The 18,316-nt window shown below is 39.3% G+C and carries 14 protein-coding genes; all 14 read right to left on the bottom strand.

What is annotated here, in order from left to right; all coding sequences use genetic code 11:
* Positions 1-104 precede the first annotated feature (104 nt).
* The 14 genes from sigE to rsmH all read right to left on the bottom strand — a co-directional run bounded on the left by sigE (position 105) and on the right by rsmH (position 18,289).
* Complete coding sequence (gene sigE, locus LG273_RS08500) at positions 105-824, bottom strand: RNA polymerase sporulation sigma factor SigE (protein WP_379560994.1); 720 nt, start codon at positions 822-824, stop codon at positions 105-107.
* Positions 825-840: 16 nt separating this feature from the next.
* The gene (spoIIGA, locus tag LG273_RS08495) at positions 841-1,761 is read right to left on the bottom strand and encodes a sigma-E processing peptidase SpoIIGA (RefSeq protein WP_379560992.1); all 921 of its coding nucleotides are present in this window, start codon (positions 1,759-1,761) and stop codon (positions 841-843) included.
* Positions 1,762-2,296: 535 nt separating this feature from the next.
* The gene (gene ftsZ, locus LG273_RS08490) at positions 2,297-3,439 is read right to left on the bottom strand and encodes a cell division protein FtsZ (protein WP_379560991.1); all 1,143 of its coding nucleotides are present in this window, start codon (positions 3,437-3,439) and stop codon (positions 2,297-2,299) included.
* A gap of 139 nt (positions 3,440-3,578) precedes the next feature.
* On the bottom strand, positions 3,579-4,859 hold the full coding sequence (gene ftsA / locus LG273_RS08485; RefSeq protein ID WP_404459184.1) for a cell division protein FtsA: 1,281 nt from the start codon (positions 4,857-4,859) through the stop codon (positions 3,579-3,581).
* Positions 4,860-5,097: 238 nt separating this feature from the next.
* Positions 5,098-5,889 carry a cell division protein FtsQ/DivIB gene (locus tag LG273_RS08480; protein WP_379560989.1) on the bottom strand — a complete coding sequence of 264 codons (792 nt, stop codon included), beginning with the start codon at positions 5,887-5,889 and terminating at the stop codon, positions 5,098-5,100.
* 184 nt (positions 5,890-6,073) lie between these two features.
* Complete coding sequence (gene spoVE / locus LG273_RS08475) at positions 6,074-7,174, bottom strand: stage V sporulation protein E (RefSeq protein ID WP_379561198.1); 1,101 nt, start codon at positions 7,172-7,174, stop codon at positions 6,074-6,076.
* A gap of 93 nt (positions 7,175-7,267) precedes the next feature.
* A complete protein-coding gene (murD, locus tag LG273_RS08470; protein WP_379560988.1) occupies positions 7,268-8,617 on the bottom strand; it encodes a UDP-N-acetylmuramoyl-L-alanine--D-glutamate ligase in 1,350 nt (449 codons plus the stop codon).
* Positions 8,614-9,600 carry a phospho-N-acetylmuramoyl-pentapeptide-transferase gene (mraY, locus tag LG273_RS08465; RefSeq protein ID WP_404459182.1) on the bottom strand — a complete coding sequence of 329 codons (987 nt, stop codon included), beginning with the start codon at positions 9,598-9,600 and terminating at the stop codon, positions 8,614-8,616. The genes murD and mraY overlap by 4 nt, the downstream gene beginning before the upstream one ends.
* A gap of 39 nt (positions 9,601-9,639) precedes the next feature.
* Entirely contained in the window at positions 9,640-10,992 is a 1,353-nt protein-coding gene (murF, locus tag LG273_RS08460; protein ID WP_404459180.1) for a UDP-N-acetylmuramoyl-tripeptide--D-alanyl-D-alanine ligase, read from the bottom strand.
* A 2-nt stretch (positions 10,993-10,994) separates the two neighbouring features.
* Positions 10,995-12,470: a UDP-N-acetylmuramoyl-L-alanyl-D-glutamate--2,6-diaminopimelate ligase gene (locus LG273_RS08455; protein WP_404459178.1), complete on the bottom strand. Its 1,476-nt coding sequence runs from the start codon at positions 12,468-12,470 to the stop codon at positions 10,995-10,997.
* A gap of 211 nt (positions 12,471-12,681) precedes the next feature.
* Positions 12,682-14,613 carry a stage V sporulation protein D gene (locus LG273_RS08450; RefSeq protein ID WP_404459176.1) on the bottom strand — a complete coding sequence of 644 codons (1,932 nt, stop codon included), beginning with the start codon at positions 14,611-14,613 and terminating at the stop codon, positions 12,682-12,684.
* An 89-nt stretch (positions 14,614-14,702) separates the two neighbouring features.
* Complete coding sequence (locus LG273_RS08445) at positions 14,703-16,916, bottom strand: penicillin-binding transpeptidase domain-containing protein (protein ID WP_404459174.1); 2,214 nt, start codon at positions 16,914-16,916, stop codon at positions 14,703-14,705.
* A 15-nt stretch (positions 16,917-16,931) separates the two neighbouring features.
* Positions 16,932-17,312: a cell division protein FtsL gene (gene ftsL / locus LG273_RS08440; RefSeq protein WP_379560982.1), complete on the bottom strand. Its 381-nt coding sequence runs from the start codon at positions 17,310-17,312 to the stop codon at positions 16,932-16,934.
* A complete protein-coding gene (gene rsmH / locus LG273_RS08435) occupies positions 17,312-18,289 on the bottom strand; it encodes a 16S rRNA (cytosine(1402)-N(4))-methyltransferase RsmH (protein ID WP_404459172.1) in 978 nt (325 codons plus the stop codon). Before rsmH ends, ftsL begins: the two co-directional genes overlap by 1 nt.
* Between the last annotated feature and the right edge of the window lie 27 nt (positions 18,290-18,316).

Below are 18,316 nucleotides of genomic sequence, written 5' to 3'. Positions count from 1 at the left end.
GGTGATGCTGTTCAAGGACAGTTTCTCCACCTGGAAAGCTTTTTATGCAGTGTGGTCAGTGACAAACATGGTAGAAAATCGGGTTAAATCTTAGAGGGATAAGGCTAGACCATTTTATTAAATTCTTTTTTTAAACGCCTAATTATTTTTTTCTCCAGTCTAGAAATATAGGACTGGGATATACCCAACATATCTGCTACATCTTTTTGTGTTTTTTCTTCTTGGCCAACTAGACCAAACCGAAGCTCCATAATTTGTTTTTCTCGATCATTAAGCTGGGAAAGTGCACTTTTTAACAAGCTTTTATCCACATTAGATTCAAGATTTTTGGTAATGATATCATCATCTGTACCTAAAACATCTGATAAGAGTAATTCGTTTCCATCCCAATCAATATTCAACGGTTCATCAAAAGAAATTTCTGATTTAAGTTTATTATTTCTTCTAAGATACATAAGAATCTCATTTTCAATACATCTGGAAGCGTAAGTGGCAAGTTTTATCTGTTTTTCCGGATTGAAGGTATTAACAGCTTTAATTAAACCAATTGTGCCGATGCTAATGAGATCTTCAATATTTATACCCGTATTTTCAAATTTGCGGGCGATATAAACAACAAGGCGGAGATTTCGCTCAATTAATACTGCTCTTGCTGCCTTATCCCCTTTCGGAAGTAGAGTTAGAAGTTCTTGCTCCTCTTGTTTGGATAGTGGGGGTGGTAAGGCTTCACTTCCACCAATATAGTAGATTTCATCAGATTTAATACCAATCTTAATAAGAACCTTATACCACCATAAACGTAGACGAAGTTTTACAGATTTCACTCTAAATCTCTCCTTTTTATGCAGTACTTATAGCTGCTAGTTTTATAATTTGTGGCTGCAACAGACAATGATAGCTCCCATCCCTTACCAACTCTGCAAATTGAATACCTATTAACACATTTGTAGCGACCAATTTCTGTTCTCCATGATAGACCATTAATCTCTCAGGTCTTAGCGTAAAAAGGAACTCACTCTTTCCCTTCACACCTTGGTACGGCACAATTTGGATAAACCTTTCCCACTTTTTAGGAAGTTGCTCAAAATCTAAACTTTCATAAGAGGATTTTAATAATATCCATTCGGTTTCTGAAAACCAGTTTCTTAAAAAGCTTTCATCACAGATAACTACAGGTTTCTTGGTAATGGGATCTGTCAGTTGATTACCACTATCAATGTATCCCTTGGTCGTAAAGGTTTGATTGTTCAACTGAATGGCCACCATACAAAGTTGCTCATAACGAATCTTTTCTGTTGCGTGCTTGTCCATTCGATTCTTCGTAAACCACCAAATTATCGGGAATCCAATAACTACAAAAACCCAACTAACCGGATCACCATATCCTGCATTAAAAGTAAGCACGCTACTTCCCGAAATAGAGATTGGATTTTGAATAACATAATGTACAGCTAGTAATCCACCTCCTATGGAAAAGGTAGAGAAATAAAAAACAAAGAGTAGCTTAAGTGTTCGATACAAATTTCTAACCCCAAAAGTACTCCATATAATACCAATGGAATACAACGCTTTTCCAAAGACTCCTACAATGAAAGAGTCCGGAAAATACACCGTGATAGGAACTAAAAGGGAGGCAATAAATGCTCCAAAAACAATCCTCCATTTTTTTGTAACTTCTCTACACAAAGCTTGTGTCAAAAGAAGAAGCATTGCATCAAGTAAAAAATTCAGCATCCATACAGCATCTAAATAAATGATCAAGACAGTTCTTCCTTTCAGATATCCTTTAACGATAAGAAAAATAAAATAGCTCCATAATTAGTGGACACCTTACTGACCTTTACGTATGGAATAATGTGAAACTTCATTTGGTGGGGGGCTCACTTCCTCCTTCACCCAATGTTAGTTGAACAAATCGGAACTTGGTGGAAGTTGGTCTCCCACCTAGAATATTTCTTGATTGCTCTCCACTTTCTTGTAGTAGGGGTCTAACTGCCATGTTAAGACTGGCTAAAAGCATAGTTGGTAGGACTATTTAGATAGTAATGAAAGTATACCGAAGCAATAGAGCAAAGTCTGTCACTTCTTGTATGCACAAAGGGGCTAATTTCAACTAGTTATCGAAGAATATGTCAGTAGGAAAAATTAATAGAGAAGTAAAATATTGATATGTTGAGCCAAAAGGCCGCAGAAGTTAGCTACACAACATTGGCAAATCCCTAACAAAAAAAGATGGACCTTGCCTAAGCAAAGTCCATCTTGAAACGTTATCCATTATTTTTTGCAATACTAATTCTTAACGATTACGGTTTCTATTTCTTAAGAAAGTAGGAATGTCTAATGTATCTTCCTCTTGCTTGTTAACACGTGGCTGCGCAGGCTCTCTAGTTGACGTCTCTTCATTAGCACGCGTTGCAGCATGTTGATTATGATTAATTACAGGACGCTGTGTTTGTTGCTTGGGTTGTTTTTCAGCTTTTTGAACGCTCTCATCAAATCCTGTAGCAATTACTGTTACCACAATTTCGTCTTTAAGATCTTCGTTAATAACAGATCCAAAGATTACATTCACTTCATTATCAGCCGCAGAAGTTACAAGATCTGCTGCTTCTTGTACTTCATATAGACTTAGATTTGTACCACCTGTGATATTCATCAGAATACCGTGCGCACCATCAATGGATGTCTCAAGTAATGGTGAGGAGATCGCCTTTTTAGCAGCTTCAGTAGCTCGTGTCTCACCTGTAGCTACCCCAATCCCCATGAGAGCAGATCCTTTATCAAACATGATTGTCTTTACATCAGCAAAGTCCACATTGATTAAACCTGGCTTGGCAATTAAATCTGAAATACCTTGTACACCTTGGCGTAGAACATTATCGGCTTCACGGAACGCCTCAAGCATTGGCGTGTTTTTATCCACGATCTCTAATAAACGGTCGTTCGGGATAACGATAAGCGTATCCACACTTGATTTTAATGCTTCAATACCAGAGATTGCTTGTGTGGAACGTCTTCTACCTTCAAATGAGAAAGGACGTGTTACGACTCCTACAGTTAACGCACCAAGATCTTTTGCAATTTGTGCAATTACCGGAGCTGCGCCTGTACCTGTACCGCCACCCATTCCAGCAGTTACAAAAATCATATCAGCGCCTTGAAGCACTTCCTCTAACTGTTCTTTACTTTCTTCAGCAGCTTTCTTCCCTACTTCAGGGTTAGCTCCTGCACCAAGTCCACGAGTTAGTTTGCCACCAATTTGAATTTTAACCTCTGCTTTGGAAAGGTTTAACGCTTGTGCGTCTGTATTTACAGCGATGAACTCAACGCCTTCCACACCGTGCTCGATCATACGGTTAACAGCGTTGTTACCACCACCACCAACGCCGATTACTTTTATTGTTGCTAATTCTTCCATATTTGTATCAAACTCTAACATAATCCGTTCCTCCTATATGCATATTACAAGCATTCTGGAAGTCTATTAACCTTGCATGTCCACAGTTATAGCTTCCAATCATCAGTTTCGTAACCATGATCAAATTGGGTATTTAGAATAGTGGTTGGTCACTATCACATTAATCAAAGAAATTTTTGAACAGGTTCGCTATAGTCGATTCTTTTTTCTTCTTTTCTTTCGGTTCATTTGGTGCAGTTTGTTTTTTGGTTCGTTTTGGTCGTTGCTCATGTTCTGGCATCATAACAGATGGGAATAACTCTTTTCCCTGTATTTTCGCATTTCGATACGCAAATTGCAAGATACCTACCCCTGCCGTAAATTGTGGTTCTCGAACACCTATGTAATCAGGGATTGCGATTCTCACACTTGTATGGAACATATCCTGAGCAAGTTCCAGTACGCCAGGCATAGCCATGGTACCACCTGTTAAAACAAATCCTCCAGGCAACTCTCCATATCCCATTCTTCTGATTTCACGTTCTGCAAAAGCAAAGATTTCTTCCAACCTTGCCTCAATCATATCAGCGATTTGTAACTGATTGAAGGTTTGTTTTGAATTACTACCTATCACAGAAACTTCAAACGTTTCATCTTCCTGGGCATTATTATAGAAAGCATGTCCATAATTGCGCTTTACATCCTCTGCTTCTTCAGATGTTGTTCGCATACCAATAGACAAGTCTTTCGTAATATTGTCGCCACCCAATGGGATAACACTAGTGGAAGCAAGGTGATCATTTTCAAAGACCGATACGGTGGAACACCCACCACCAATATTTATCAGGGCAACTCCCATGTTCATTTCATCTCGGGAAAGAGCTACTGTTCCAGCTGCTAATGGCTGAAGACATATATCTGCAATTTGCAGATTGGCGCGTTCCACACATTTCAAAATATTGTGCAGCACTGTCTTTGAGCACGTTATGATCGTACCTTCCATTTCTAAACGTACACCAATCATACCACGGGGGTCCGTTATCTCATCCAGTCCGTCAACAATAAATTGTTTAGGGATAACATCGATAATTTCTCTTTCTGGTGGAATGGAAATCACTTGAGCGCCGTCGATCACCCGGTAAATGTCTTCATCTCTAATTTCCCTATCTTCACTTTGAACGGCGACAACACCATGACATGGCTGTAATTGGATATGACTGCCGTTAATCCCCACTACCACCCGCTCAATTTGCATCCCAACCATCCGCTCTGCCTGCTCTACTGCATTACGGATAGATTGAACAGTTTGATCAATATCTACGATTGCACCCTTTTTCATCCCATTGGATTTCGCAGACCCTACACCAATAATATTTAACGAATCGTTTAAAACCTCTCCAATTATTACTTTGATTTTCGTCGTACCTATATCAAGGCTAACTAATATATCATTGTTGTTCAAAATCAAGGCACCCCCAAATTTCAGCAAACTTATCTGTGTTTTTTATTATTCTATACTTCTATCTGGTAACATACCATTTTAAAGTAATATCTTATAAAAAGAAATATATTATAGGTTATTCCACAAGAAAAAGCTGATTCCTTTATTTTCGCTAGATTTTTTGTGTGTTTATTTTACCGGTCACATACTAAATGGTTCGTATCTTTTACTAATTATGTGACTCTACATGATGCATTGCCTATTCAGTATCCTCCTGCTGTTCTTCTTCCTCTTGTGAACCAGCATTATCAAAAGCTTCAAAATAAGCGCCTACACCAATATGAATTATCCCTTTGCTCCCTTCTTCTAACTGGGAAACAATAGAGGGATATACCTTCATTTTTTCTGCAAAATCCCGGATTGTACCGTCTACCATAAAGCCATCATTCATATAAAGCATAATTTTGTTTGTGTTTTTTTCTGTGGGCACCCAGTAAATTTCCGAAATTAACTTTAGAATACTAGCCGGTAACTTCTCAAGCTCCGCTGTCATGCTATGTAGTTTGTCTTCCTCGTCAAAATCAAGCAACAATGGTGCATCCCCTCTGTTCACTTGCTGACCAGCTGTCCGCAATACCGTTCCATTCCCCAGTATAGGGTAATAGTTACCGTCTTGTCTCATGTAACCAACCCGATTCACTTCTTTCATGTCGATTTTTACAGTTCTCGGAAGCTCTCTTGTGACGTCTACCGAATCGACAATGGGATTCTCCGCTATAGCCTCACTAATTCGTTCACCATTAATACTCCAAATATTCGTCTCTGTTGTTAGCCCACTTAGATCCTTAACTTCATTATCGGATAAAAATTCATTTCCTTTAATATTTATTGTTTTTACATCACTTAAAGGTGACTGCAAGTAAACAATAATTGAAATTAAAAAGAAAAAAATAGAAAGGTAGAATACTAGACGACGATTCGCTTTCTTTTTTCTTGCCTGTTTCAGTTTTGGAATTCGATCCTCGATTGAAACAATCTTTTTTTGGCTCATCTCCATTTCTTCCTTTATAAAAAATTAACAAAGAGTTTCGACTAGAAATAGCCATTGATTCCTGTTACCTGAATTATATCACATATCCCTTATAGAAATGTAGTATACACTCATAGTTTATCAAGTTTTTGAGATTAATCACTAATTAATTTTTACCAGTTTTTGATTCCTCCCCTGAAGCACTTCAAATTTTGGAGTATCTGCTTATGTTTAGTAATATCCCAACCGAGCATAATGTGAGAGTAAGAGAAGATCCCCCATAACTTAAAAAAGGCAAGGTTATCCCTGTTACAGGAATAAGACCGATGACCACACTAATATTAATCATTGCTTGAATCGCAAGCATGGAAATGATTCCGAGTGCTAAAAAACGAGCAAAGGAATCCGGTGCATCGAGTGATATTTTAATACCACGCCAGAGTAAGAGAAGAAACAGAGCAATAACCGTACTTCCTCCTAAAAAACCCAGTTCCTCACCTAAGATCGCAAAAATAAAATCAGTTTGAGGTTCCGGTAGATAAAAGTACTTTTGAAGGCTTTCCCCCAAACCTAACCCCATTAAACCTCCAGGTCCAATGGCATATAAGGATTGTATGATCTGAAAACCATCACCAAGTGGATCTTCCCACGGGTTTAAAAAAGCAGTTATTCTACTAATTCGGTATGGAGCAGATGCAATTAAGACGACAAAACCTATTAACCCAAGCGCTGCTAGACCAAAAAAATGTAAAAATCTAGCACCTGAAACAAATACCATCACCATACAAGTAAGCACAAGAACCATCCCTGTACCAAGATCTGGTTGTAACATAATAAGCCCAAATGCGGTAAAAATTAACATAATCGATGGGAAAAATCCTTTTTTAAAAGAGGTGATATACTTTTGATTTGCAGCTAAATAAGCCGCCAAAAATATAATTAGACCTAGCTTCATAAATTCCGATGGTTGAATACTGAAGGCTCCTACACCAATCCAGCTTTGTGCTCCTCCTCTAACCATCCCTACTCCCGGGACCAAGACTAAAAGTAAGAGAACAAAACAACTAATAAGTAAAACCTTGGCATACTTTTTCCATGTTCCATAAGGTATAAGCATGGTGCCAATCATCGCTACAATTCCAGCTCCTGCAAACAAAAGCTGTCTTTTCAAGTAATAGGTAGAGTCCCCGAATTTGTAATCCGACCACACATAAGAGGAGCTATATACCATTACAATACCGGCGGTCAACAAGCTCATAACAACTACAATTAGTATATAATCAGGTGCATTAGAATCCTTTACAATTTTTCTCAACAAAAAACACCCCTTCTTCTTAAATAAGACGGGGGTGTTCTTTACTAATACGTATTATAACATGGACAGTTTAAGACAAGCCCCCTACTTAAGTCTATGCACGGCTTGTATAAACATGTCACCTCTTTCTTCAAAGGTTTTATATTGATCCCAGCTAGCACACGCTGGAGATAACAAAATTACATCTTTTTCCATAGATGTCTTGTATGCTTTTTCCACTGCGTCTTCCACATTAATAGCAGAAATTACTGACTTGACTCCTGCCTTCATTCCAACTTCTTTTAGCTTCTCCGCAGTCTGCCCAAAAACAACCATTGATTTCACGTATTGTAAATAAGGAAGAAGTGAGTCAAAATCATTCCCTCTGTCAAGCCCTCCAGCCAATAGAATAACTGGCTGTTTAAAGGCAGCTAACGCCTTTTGGGTCGCAAGCATATTTGTCGCCTTTGAATCATTATAAAAAAGCCTCTGATGAATATTACCGACAAATTCTAAACGATGCTTGACGCCTGCAAAGGTAGTGAGTACTTCGTAGATACCATCATTAGTCGCCCCACGAAGCTTCGCAGCTGCTATAGCTGCTAAAATATTCTCCAGATTATGCTCACCTACAAGCACGATATCACTTAATGGCATTACCTTTTCATCTCGAAAATACAAAAATGCCTCATCTAGCCATGCTCCATCATCTAAACGCTTTGTAACAGAAAAAGGAACCTTTTGAGACGCAGCATTCTCTACAGCTTTAACGATCATCGCATCATCGGCATTGTACACAAGATAATCCTCATCTGTTTGGTTGCGGAAAATATTGAACTTGGCTTCCATATAATTCTCGATTGTCTTATGGTAATCCAAATGAGCTTCAAAAATATTCAGTAGCACTGCGATCCTTGGCTTAAACTTTTGAATTCCTAACAGTTGAAAAGAAGATAGCTCTAACACCAAGGATTCATCCTTGGCAACTGTTTGTGCAACTTCCGTAGCTACCATCCCTATATTGCCTGCCACTTTAACAGGCAAATTGCTTTTGGCTAACATTTCAGACGTTAACGTAGTGGTCGTTGTTTTCCCATTGGACCCTGTAATAGCGACCATTTCTCCATCAGCCAATTGTCCAGCAAGTTCTACTTCCGTAATAATTGGAATCTCCCTTGCCATGGCTTCTGCAACAATCGCATTTTCATAAGGTATACCCGGATTTTTAACCACAATATCCATTCCATCCAACACATGCAAGGGATGTGTTCCAAGAATAACTTCTGCACCTTTGGATTTTAATTCTGCAACTATTTCATCACTTTCATTTGCATGCATATCATTAATTCGGACATTTCGCTCATTGTCAAGTAATATATCGGCTGCCGCAGTTCCGCTCTTCGCTAGACCTAAGACAAGTATATTAGAATAAGGAAAATCGGTTAACTGCTTCAATTTAATCCCACCTCTATATAAATACCAAGTGCGGCAAATACAAGCCCGATCAGCCAGAAAGTAGTTACCACTCGCCATTCTGACCATCCCAGTAATTCATAATGGTGATGGAGCGGACTCATTTTAAACACTCTTTTTCCAGTTGTCTTAAATGAGATGACCTGGATAATAACCGATAACGTTTCAATGACAAAAACTCCGCCAATAATAACAAGAATAATTTCGAGTTTTGTAAGTATGGCAATAGCCGCAATAGCTCCTCCAAGGGCTAGGGAACCTGTATCACCCATAAAAACTTTTGCTGGATGTGCATTAAACACGAGAAATCCAAGTAATGCCCCTACTACAGCTAGAGAAAAGACTGCAATTTCATTTTGTGGAAAACCATACCATGCAAGGATTCCAAATGCACCAAAAGCAATTGCAGCAGTCCCCGCCAACAATCCATCCAACCCATCAGTAAGGTTTACTGCATTGGAAGCACCAACAAGCATGAAAATAATGAGAATAGCATATCCCCAACCAAGTTCTACTTGGAAGGAGGTTCCTGGGATCTGTACAAAAGTTTCAAAACCTTGACTTTGTAAAATAAAGTAGAATACGAGTGCAATTATAATTTGCCCGGCCATTTTCTGTTTGGAAGTCAACCCCAAATTTCGTTTCATGGCTACTTTTATATAATCATCCAAAAACCCAAGTAATCCATAACCAAGCAGTACGAAAATTAAAAGCCAAAGTTCATAGCCAATCCCATCAGCTCCTGCTTTAAATGCCATAACAATAGAGGTGATTACGATGCTGAAAACAATCATAATTCCTCCCATAGTTGGGGTCCCGGTTTTCTTTTGATGTGATTTTGGCCCTTCTTCTCTAATGCTTTGTCCAAACTTTAATCTTCTTAAAAATGGAATAAATATTGGAGATAAAAGGACGGTAATTAAAAATGCTATTGCAATTGTGATTAATAATACTGAAATATTCACTGATTTTCCTCCTTGTTGATAACCGTCCGTCTGTAAAGGTTAACTGATTGCCTCTACCATTGTTTCAAACTTTAATCCTCTTGAAGCTTTAAATAAAATAAGTGTATTCTTATCCAAATGGGACTGTAGTGCCTCGACAAGTTCTTCCTTCGTTGTAAAGTGCTTAGTCGATATACCTTTCTTGTTGCTCTCAAGTTCAGCGGTAATCCAGTGTGCATTCTCCCCGTATGTGTACACCATGTTTATTGGGGATTCAATTACACCTCCAACAGACCGATGGAGCTCCTCTGTAAAATCTCCAAGTTCTAAAATATCACCTAGAACAAGGATCTTTTTTTCGAAGCCCTCCATCTGTTTCACCACTTCGATAGCTGCCTTCATGGAGGTGGCAGATGCGTTATAAGCATCATTAATAATGGAAACTTGCTGCTTCCCTTCTAGTAGTTGAAAACGCATATTTGTCATCTTCAAGTTTTGTAATCCATTTTGTATATTTTCATTGGAGATTCCTAATTGCCTACTTACTAGTATTGCTAGGCTTGCATTCTTTGCATGGTGCTTACCTGGTAACGGAATTGCATAGGAATAACCGTCCAAATCAAAGACCGTCTTATTGTGATGAACACCCGTTGATGTAATAATGTGCTCGTTGTTACGCTGAAAACCACAAGTTACCACTTTGGCATCTCCATGTTTTGACGAAAGTAGCGGTTCATCCCCATCTAGAAATAACAAACCTTGTTGTTTTAAACCATTCTCAATTTCTAACTTAGCTTTGGCAATACCTTCCCTTGATCCAAGGTACTCAATATGAGATTCACCAATATTCGTGATAATGGCATAATCCGGTTTAGCCAGACGAGTTAACGTATCTATTTCCCCAGCCTGACTCATCCCCATTTCTAAAACGAGTACTTCCGTTTCTGGTTTCATGGATAATATAGTGAGCGGTAATCCAATATGATTATTATAATTCCCGTTTGTAAAATGGGTTTGAAAGGATGTTTTCATGATCGACGTAACCAAGTCCTTGGTGGTCGTTTTTCCATTTGAACCCGTTATCCCGATAACAGTTGGATTTATTTTGTCTCTGTATCGCGCGGCAATTTTTTGCAATGCTTGAAGTGTATCCTCTACCATATAAACGACAATAGATGTATCAAGATTATTTGGAAATGGTTTGCTTTTGTCCCAAATCGTTGCGATAGCTCCGTTCTCAACTGCTTGTTCTATATAGTCATGTCCATCAAAATTCTCGCCCACTAAAGGAACGAATAGAGCTTTCTCTGTTTTTTTTCTACTATCAGTGTTCACTTCTTGAATATCACCATGGCTATAGTTGGTTGACATCGGTGTTAGAAACTCCTCAAGCCAATTCGTTGTAAACAACATGGTTAAATCCCCTTTTTCCTTATGGCATTTCGCGCCACTTCTCGGTCATCAAAGTCATGTTTCACATGTCCAATTTGCTGATACGTCTCATGACCTTTACCAGCAATCAAGATGATATCATTCTCTTCAGCCTGTTCGACTGCAAATTGAATAGCTTCTTTTCGATCACTTATTACCTCATAATTATCCTTGCTCACCGATAAGCCTTTCGTCATATCATCAAGAATTTTCGCAGGGTCCTCTGTACGTGGATTATCAGAGGTGAATATGGCACGATCAGCGTATTGAAGAGCAATACCTGCCATAAGCGGACGTTTCGTACGATCACGGTCTCCACCACATCCTACTACCACATACACTTTTCTTTCAGCAAATTCCTTAATTGTTTGTAACACATTCTCTAAAGAGTCTGGTGTGTGTGCATAATCAACGATCACTGCATAGTTTTGTTTTTCATCCACAGGTTCAAACCTGCCATTAACCCCTGTTATACTATCAAGTGCTTCTTTAATGGTAGCTAACGGCACTTGTTTTGCAATAGCAGCAGTGCTTGCTGCAAGCATATTGTATACATTAAACATACCTATTAATTTGGAATTAATGGAAATAGAACCTATAGGTGTGACGAGTGTAAACGACGTCCCTCCTGCATCTAATTTAATGTCTGTTGCCATAACATCAGCATCCTTTTTGCAAGAATACGTGAGTACAGGTTGTGCGGTACTGCGTTTTAAAACAGTGCTGGCTGGATCGTCTTCGTTTAACACAGCAAATTTAGGTTGATGCTTTGCATAAGTATTCCCTAATTGAGCAAACAAAAGACTTTTTGCACGTAAATAATCATCTATATCTTTATGATAATCCAAGTGATCCTGTGAGAGATTGGTAAAGATAGCGACATCGAAATCACATCCATAAACACGGCCCATATCAAGCGCATGGGAGGAAACTTCCATAATAGCTTGTTCCACGTCATGTTCCAACATATGGCGGAAGGACCTTTGTAAATTTAGCGAATCTGGCGTGGTGTTGTTAACAGGGAACGTATCATCCCCGATTTTCATTTGAATGGTTCCAATAACTCCTGTTTTCTTATGATCCTTATTGAAAATCGTTTCCAGTAAATAAGTCACTGTGGTCTTGCCATTCGTTCCAGTTACACCTATCAACGGAAGTGCCTTTGTTGGATAGCCATAAAAACGAACTGCTAACATTGCTAATACTCTGGCAGTATCACTTACAACAATTACGGGTACATTTGCCTTGATTGGTCTTTCAGCAACGATAGCACTAGCCCCATTGGCAACAGCCTGCTCCACATAGTCATGACCATCTTGGGTGTAGCCAGAAATACAAACAAAAAGACTATTTGGAATGACTTTTCGCGAATCCATATCCACGGAAGCTATCACAATGTCTTTAATGGAAACATCTACGTTATAAAAAGGTATCTCTTCTAATAATTCATCTAATCTCATAACTAACATCCTATCATTATTAATATCCTACATATGTATTCTCAGTAGCATTTAAATTTAAGAGGGTGTCACCACCCTCTTAAATATTCTAATTTATACAGCAAAATACTTATCTTAACATGGCCAGCATTTCTTCACCAGTTTAAAGTAGGTTGCTTTGATACATTACAACCGTTTTGTTCCGTAACCATTATAGCAAAGTTTTTCCCATTTAACGATCTTTTTCCGATAAATAGATCCTCATTTTCGAGCCTTGTTCCACCTTTGTACCAGGACTTGGAGCTTGATCTATAATATAATCTCCTTCTCCACTTGTTTCAATGGAGAGGTTGGTCATGTACTCAGCTAATTCTTCTTTTGATAAACCAATTAAATCCGGCACTTCTACTTTTGGTTCCTCCGGCCATTGATATTCCTTATCCATTCCCCCACTTCGGCGCTCGACCCCCATAGCCTGGAGACTATCCCCAATGACTCGGCCAACAATAGGGGCTGCTACTACACCACCAAATTGGACGGTGTTTTTTGGATTGTCCACAGCCACATATACGACAATCTCCGGGTCATCAGCCGGAGCGAAGCCAATGAAAGAAACGACATAGTTATTCTCCATATACCTTCCACCAGGTCCGACCTTTTGAGCGGTCCCCGTTTTCCCACCTACACGGTACCCATCAACATAGGCAGGTCTTCCAGTCCCACTTGCTACAACACTCTCAAGCGCATGACGTACTTGTGCAGAAGTATCCTCTGAAATTACTTTTCGCTTTACATTTGGTTCATGCTTCTCGATAACCTTGTTTGTCTTTGGATCAACCCATGAGTCAGCAAGGTATGGCTCATATAAATAACCCCCATTTACCGTTGCTGCAACCGCCATAACCTGCTGAATTGGTGTCACGGATACCCCTTGACCGAAAGCTGTAGTAGCTAACTCTACTGGTCCTACTCTCTCTTCATTAAACAGAATTCCGTTCCCCTCACCTTGCAAATCAATCCCTGTCTTTTGCCCAAACCCAAACTTGTCAATGTAAGAAAATAGCTTTTCTTTTCCAAGCTTCTGACCTAAAGTCACAAAGCCCGGGTTACAAGAGTTTTGTACAACTTCAAGATAGGTTTGCTGTCCATGCCCTCCACTTTTCCAGCAATGTAGTTCACTTCCGTCAACATTTATAGAACCGTCATCATAATATTCGTCCTTCTCTAGGTCGACGACAGCTTCTTCAAGTGCTGCCGCCAACGTAATGATTTTAAAGGTAGATCCAGGCTCATAGGTACTCCAAATAGGCAGGTTACGGTCGAAAATATTGGCGTCCACTTCCTGGTAATTTTCCGGGTGGAAATTTGGCCGAGAACTCATCCCAAGAACCCCTCCTGTTTTAGGGTTCACCGCAATGGCAACAGCTCCATCAGGGTTATATTTTGATACAGCAAGGTCCAACTCTCTTTCAATGATGGTTTGTACTTTCGAGTTTATTGTTGTTTTAAGGTTTAACCCATCTTCTGGGGGTGTGTAAACGTCTGCTAGACTATCCAGTCGTCTGCCTTTTGCATCAGAATAAAAGGATAAACTCCCTTCCTCACCTTTAAGCTTATCATCATAAAACAATTCCAGGCCCATTAAACCTTGATTATCTATACCTGCAAAGCCTAAAACATGTGAAAGATCTTCCCCATTTGGGTAATGCCTTTTAGAATCTTTCGCTAAGTAAATTCCATCCATATTCAATGTACGTATCGCAAGTTCTTGTTTTTCGTCTATCTTGATCCCCTCAGGACGAATATTTACACTTGAAGCATTCTTTGTTATGTCTGTTAGTACCTTATCTACAGGTACATCTAATATCCCCGCTAATTTTTCTGCTGTCTCCTCAGGCTCCGTAATTTGTCTAGGAACGGCTACAATGGAAGGGGCTGTAACATTATCCGCTAACACCTCACCATCCGCGTCAAGGATTTGCCCTCTTTCTGGTTCAAATACAATATCTCTGGTCCATAGGTCATTAGCTTGTCCTACTAACTTGTCGCCAATAACGAATTGGACATACCCGAGCCTGAAATCAATGATCCCAAAAATAAGCAGACCAAAAAGAAAAACAGCAACGATTCTTTTTTTTACAGTCACAGTAGATACTCGTTTCATTTTCCATCCCCTTTTCATAGGTAGGCTTGTATCCACTATATGACCGTTCAAAAAAGAATAGAACGCTGTTTATTTAGTCAGAGGTAACGTTATGAATTCTCTTCTTCGTTTGAATTCTCTTTCTTTTGTTTCTCATTCGGTGGAAGTAATTCCACCCCTAAGCTATCTCCTTGTTTTAAAGAAGTACCTTTTTTAATGGTTTGTTTTACAACAAACCCAGTACCAGAAGTGTCCGTTTTTATTTGTAATATATCTGCCAGTTGAAGAACGTCTCGTAATGACCAGCCAATGATGCTTGGCATTGTTGGCTTTTCTGTCACCAGGATAACATGGTCATTAGCCAGGATATTATCTCCTGCTTCAACGTTAGCTGCCACAACTTTTCCTTTCCCAACTGTTGTTACGCGTAGTCCTTGTTTTTCTAAAGTTTTTTGCACCTTGCTGACATCTCCGCCAACAAGCTCCGGAACCTGTATAGACTTTGTTTCCTTCGTATTTTCTTTGTCAGGGTTAATGTTTAAATAATGTAATCCATTTTCCATAACATTTTTAAAAATAAAGGAAACCGGTGCTGAACCAGATTCGGTTGGTTCTAACTCAGGTTGTTTGACAGTAACATACATCATTAATTGCGGATCATCGATTGGTGCCATACCAAGAAATGAAAAGACATGGTTTTCCTTTCCTGTCATATACCCTTTTCCTTCATCATTTGGTATCTGTGCTGTACCGGTTTTGCCGCCAACTGTATAATCGTCAAGTTTGTACATCTTGCCTGTACCCTTTTCACCATTTACTACTGATTCCAACAACGTTAATACATGGTCTGACGTTTCCTCAGAAATAGGATTTCCGACTACATTTCTCTCTTTTTCCTCAACGGTTTTTCCAGTATCAGGGTCAACAATTTTTTTAATGATATAAGGTTGTACCATTTGACCGTTATTCGCAATTGCGGTTGCTGCTTTCATTTGCTGAATTGGCGTCATGGTGCTCCCCTGCCCAAATGCTGTCGTAATTTTCTCGGAAGGCCAGTTGTAAAGAATCTCCCCTTTTACTTCTCCAGGTAAATCTATGCCTGTCTTTTGATCTAATTGAAAAGCCTTTAAATAGTCAAGAAACTTTTCTGTTCCTACCTTTTCCCAAGCTAATTTTGCTGCTGCAACATTAGAGGAACGTTGGAAACCTTCGTCATATGAAATTGTCCCCCAACCATCTCCACCGTTATGGTCATGTATAGCTCTCATTTGTTTATTAGGTCGGTAGCTGCCAGATTCGAAGCCTTCCTCCCCATTATAGACACCTTCTTCAATTGCAGCTGCCCATGTAAACATTTTCACAGTGGAACCAGGTTCAAAAGGTGTAGAAACGACATCGTTATACCAATTCTCCACATCACTCGGATCGTTAGGGTTATAACTTGGTCGATTACTCATTGCAACAATTTCTCCCGTTTTAGGGTTCATAACAACAGCACTCATTCTTTCTGGGTTGTACTCTGCATCTACCTGTGTCATTGCATCCTCTAATAACGTTTGAATCTTTTGGTCTAATGTTAAGTAGATATCGTCCCCGTCCTGAGGTTTCGTAACTACTTCATTTGGGTCAAGTAGCTTCTTGTTATATTTGTCACGCTGATATGTAACATGACCATCGATGCCTTTCAGTATGTCATTCCTCACATTTTCAATTCCAGCTATCCCTTTAATTTCACGAACTGTATTGCCATCTTCATCTTCTACTTCTGTTTCCCTAGCAAAACCGATAACTTGGGAAGCGAACATTCCATTCGGATAATAACGCAAAGCCTCTTCTTCAAACTTAATTCCCGGAAGATCTTTGGCAGCAATTTCATCCTTTTTCTGTTGGGATAACTCTTTACCTGCATTTCCAAATTCTACTTGGAACAAGTCTTTTTCTATTCCATTTTTCAAACGCTCCAGGATTTCCTTTTCATCTACATCTAATAATGGAGCAAGCGTCTTCGCAGTCTTTTCCGGGTTCTCTACATGTTTCGGCTCCTCAGACTCACCCGTATAGGCTTCGTCAAGAATAGCGAACATTCGGAAAGTTGGTCTATCATAAGCTAATGTCATTCCATTGCTATCGAAGATCTTCCCTCTCTCCGCTGACATCGTATAAGACGAGGTCCTTTTCTGTTCAGCCCATTCCTCCAAAGATACATCATTTACTTCACCTGTAGCTTGAATGTAAAGAAATCTACCTGTTAAAAGTAGAAAAGCACCGACAAAAAGAATAATCAGAATTCCTGCCATAAAATGTGTTGAACTGTTTTTCCTCATAGCTTTCTCCCCAAACTACTCAGATTCATTGAAGGCGTGTGTCTGTTTGACCTGTGCGTTTTGAATTTTTAAGCCATTCTCTTCTGCAATTTGTGTAATACGTTCTGGCCTACTTAATTCCTTCACTTCAAAAACTAATTCTTCATTCGTCATTTGCTGCGTTTGTACAGTGTTTTCTAGTTTTTGTAAATCACGATTTAATGTATCTGTACTGGAGGAGAAGGAAACGACAAATATGCCGGTAGCAATTAGCATTGCCCCAACAGCAGAATAAATGATTTTTTCTCCCTTTGTAATCCAGCCTTGCTTCTGAACTTTAACTGAAACCTTTTGCTGCTTTTCAGGTCTTTGCTGAGTCCTTGGCTGTTGCCATTGACGTGCATGATTTGCGCTCATTATTTTTTCCACCCTTCCTCATAGTTAAATGATTCATCCCATGTTTTTACTTTTTCTATAATTCGCAGTTTTGCTGATCGTGATCGGCGATTAGCCTCAAGTTCTTCGTCTCCGGCAATCACAGGCTTTCGTGTGATTACTTTAAACGGGGCCTCATGTGATTCAGGTACAATGGGCAGATTTTTTGGTGTTGGTTTGGCCGTACTCCATTTCTTAAATGCTTGCTTACATAACCTGTCTTCCAGCGAATGAAAGGTAATCACCACAATTCTCCCATTCAAACTTGTCATCCTAGCTGCTTGATGCAACGCATCATTGAAAACCTGCAATTCATCGTTTACCGCTATACGCAATGCTTGAAAGATACGCTTTGCGGGGTGCCCCCCTTTACGACGCGTTGCTGCTGGAATCCCTTCTTTAATAATTTCCACTAATTCATGTGTTGTTTCGATTGACTTCTCCTCACGATATTTCTCGATTTTACGAGCAATTTGCTTAGAGAATTTCTCTTCCCCATATTTAAAAAAGATGGAGACAAGGTCCTGATATGGCCATTCATTAACAATTTCATATGCACTCAATTCGCTACTCTGGTCCATTCTCATATCTAACTGAGCATCATGCTGATAGCTGAAGCCCCTTTCTCCTCGGTCCAACTGCGGAGAAGAAACGCCGAGATCAAACAAGATACCATCTACTTGATTTATTCCAATATCCAGTAAAGCTTGTTCGAGCCCGCTAAAATTTGAATGAATAAATAAAATACGATCTTTATAGGCAGCAAGTCTTTCCTTGGCAGCCTGTAGTGCATCCTTATCTTGATCAAAGGCGATTAAGCGACCACCTTCTCCAAGTTTTGATGCAATACTTTCTGAGTGTCCTCCACCACCAACTGTACAATCAACATATGTACCAGTAGCTTTTATTGCTAAACCTTCTATTGTTTCTTGCTTTAATACACTATAATGTTCAAACATGCTTTCCACCTACTTTTGTCAATTCCT

This window comes from Oceanobacillus kapialis (genome assembly GCF_044790185.1).
GTDB classification, from domain to species: Bacteria; Bacillota; Bacilli; order Bacillales; family Amphibacillaceae; genus Oceanobacillus_B; species Oceanobacillus_B kapialis.
This window is presented reverse-complemented; position numbering and strand designations above follow the sequence as displayed.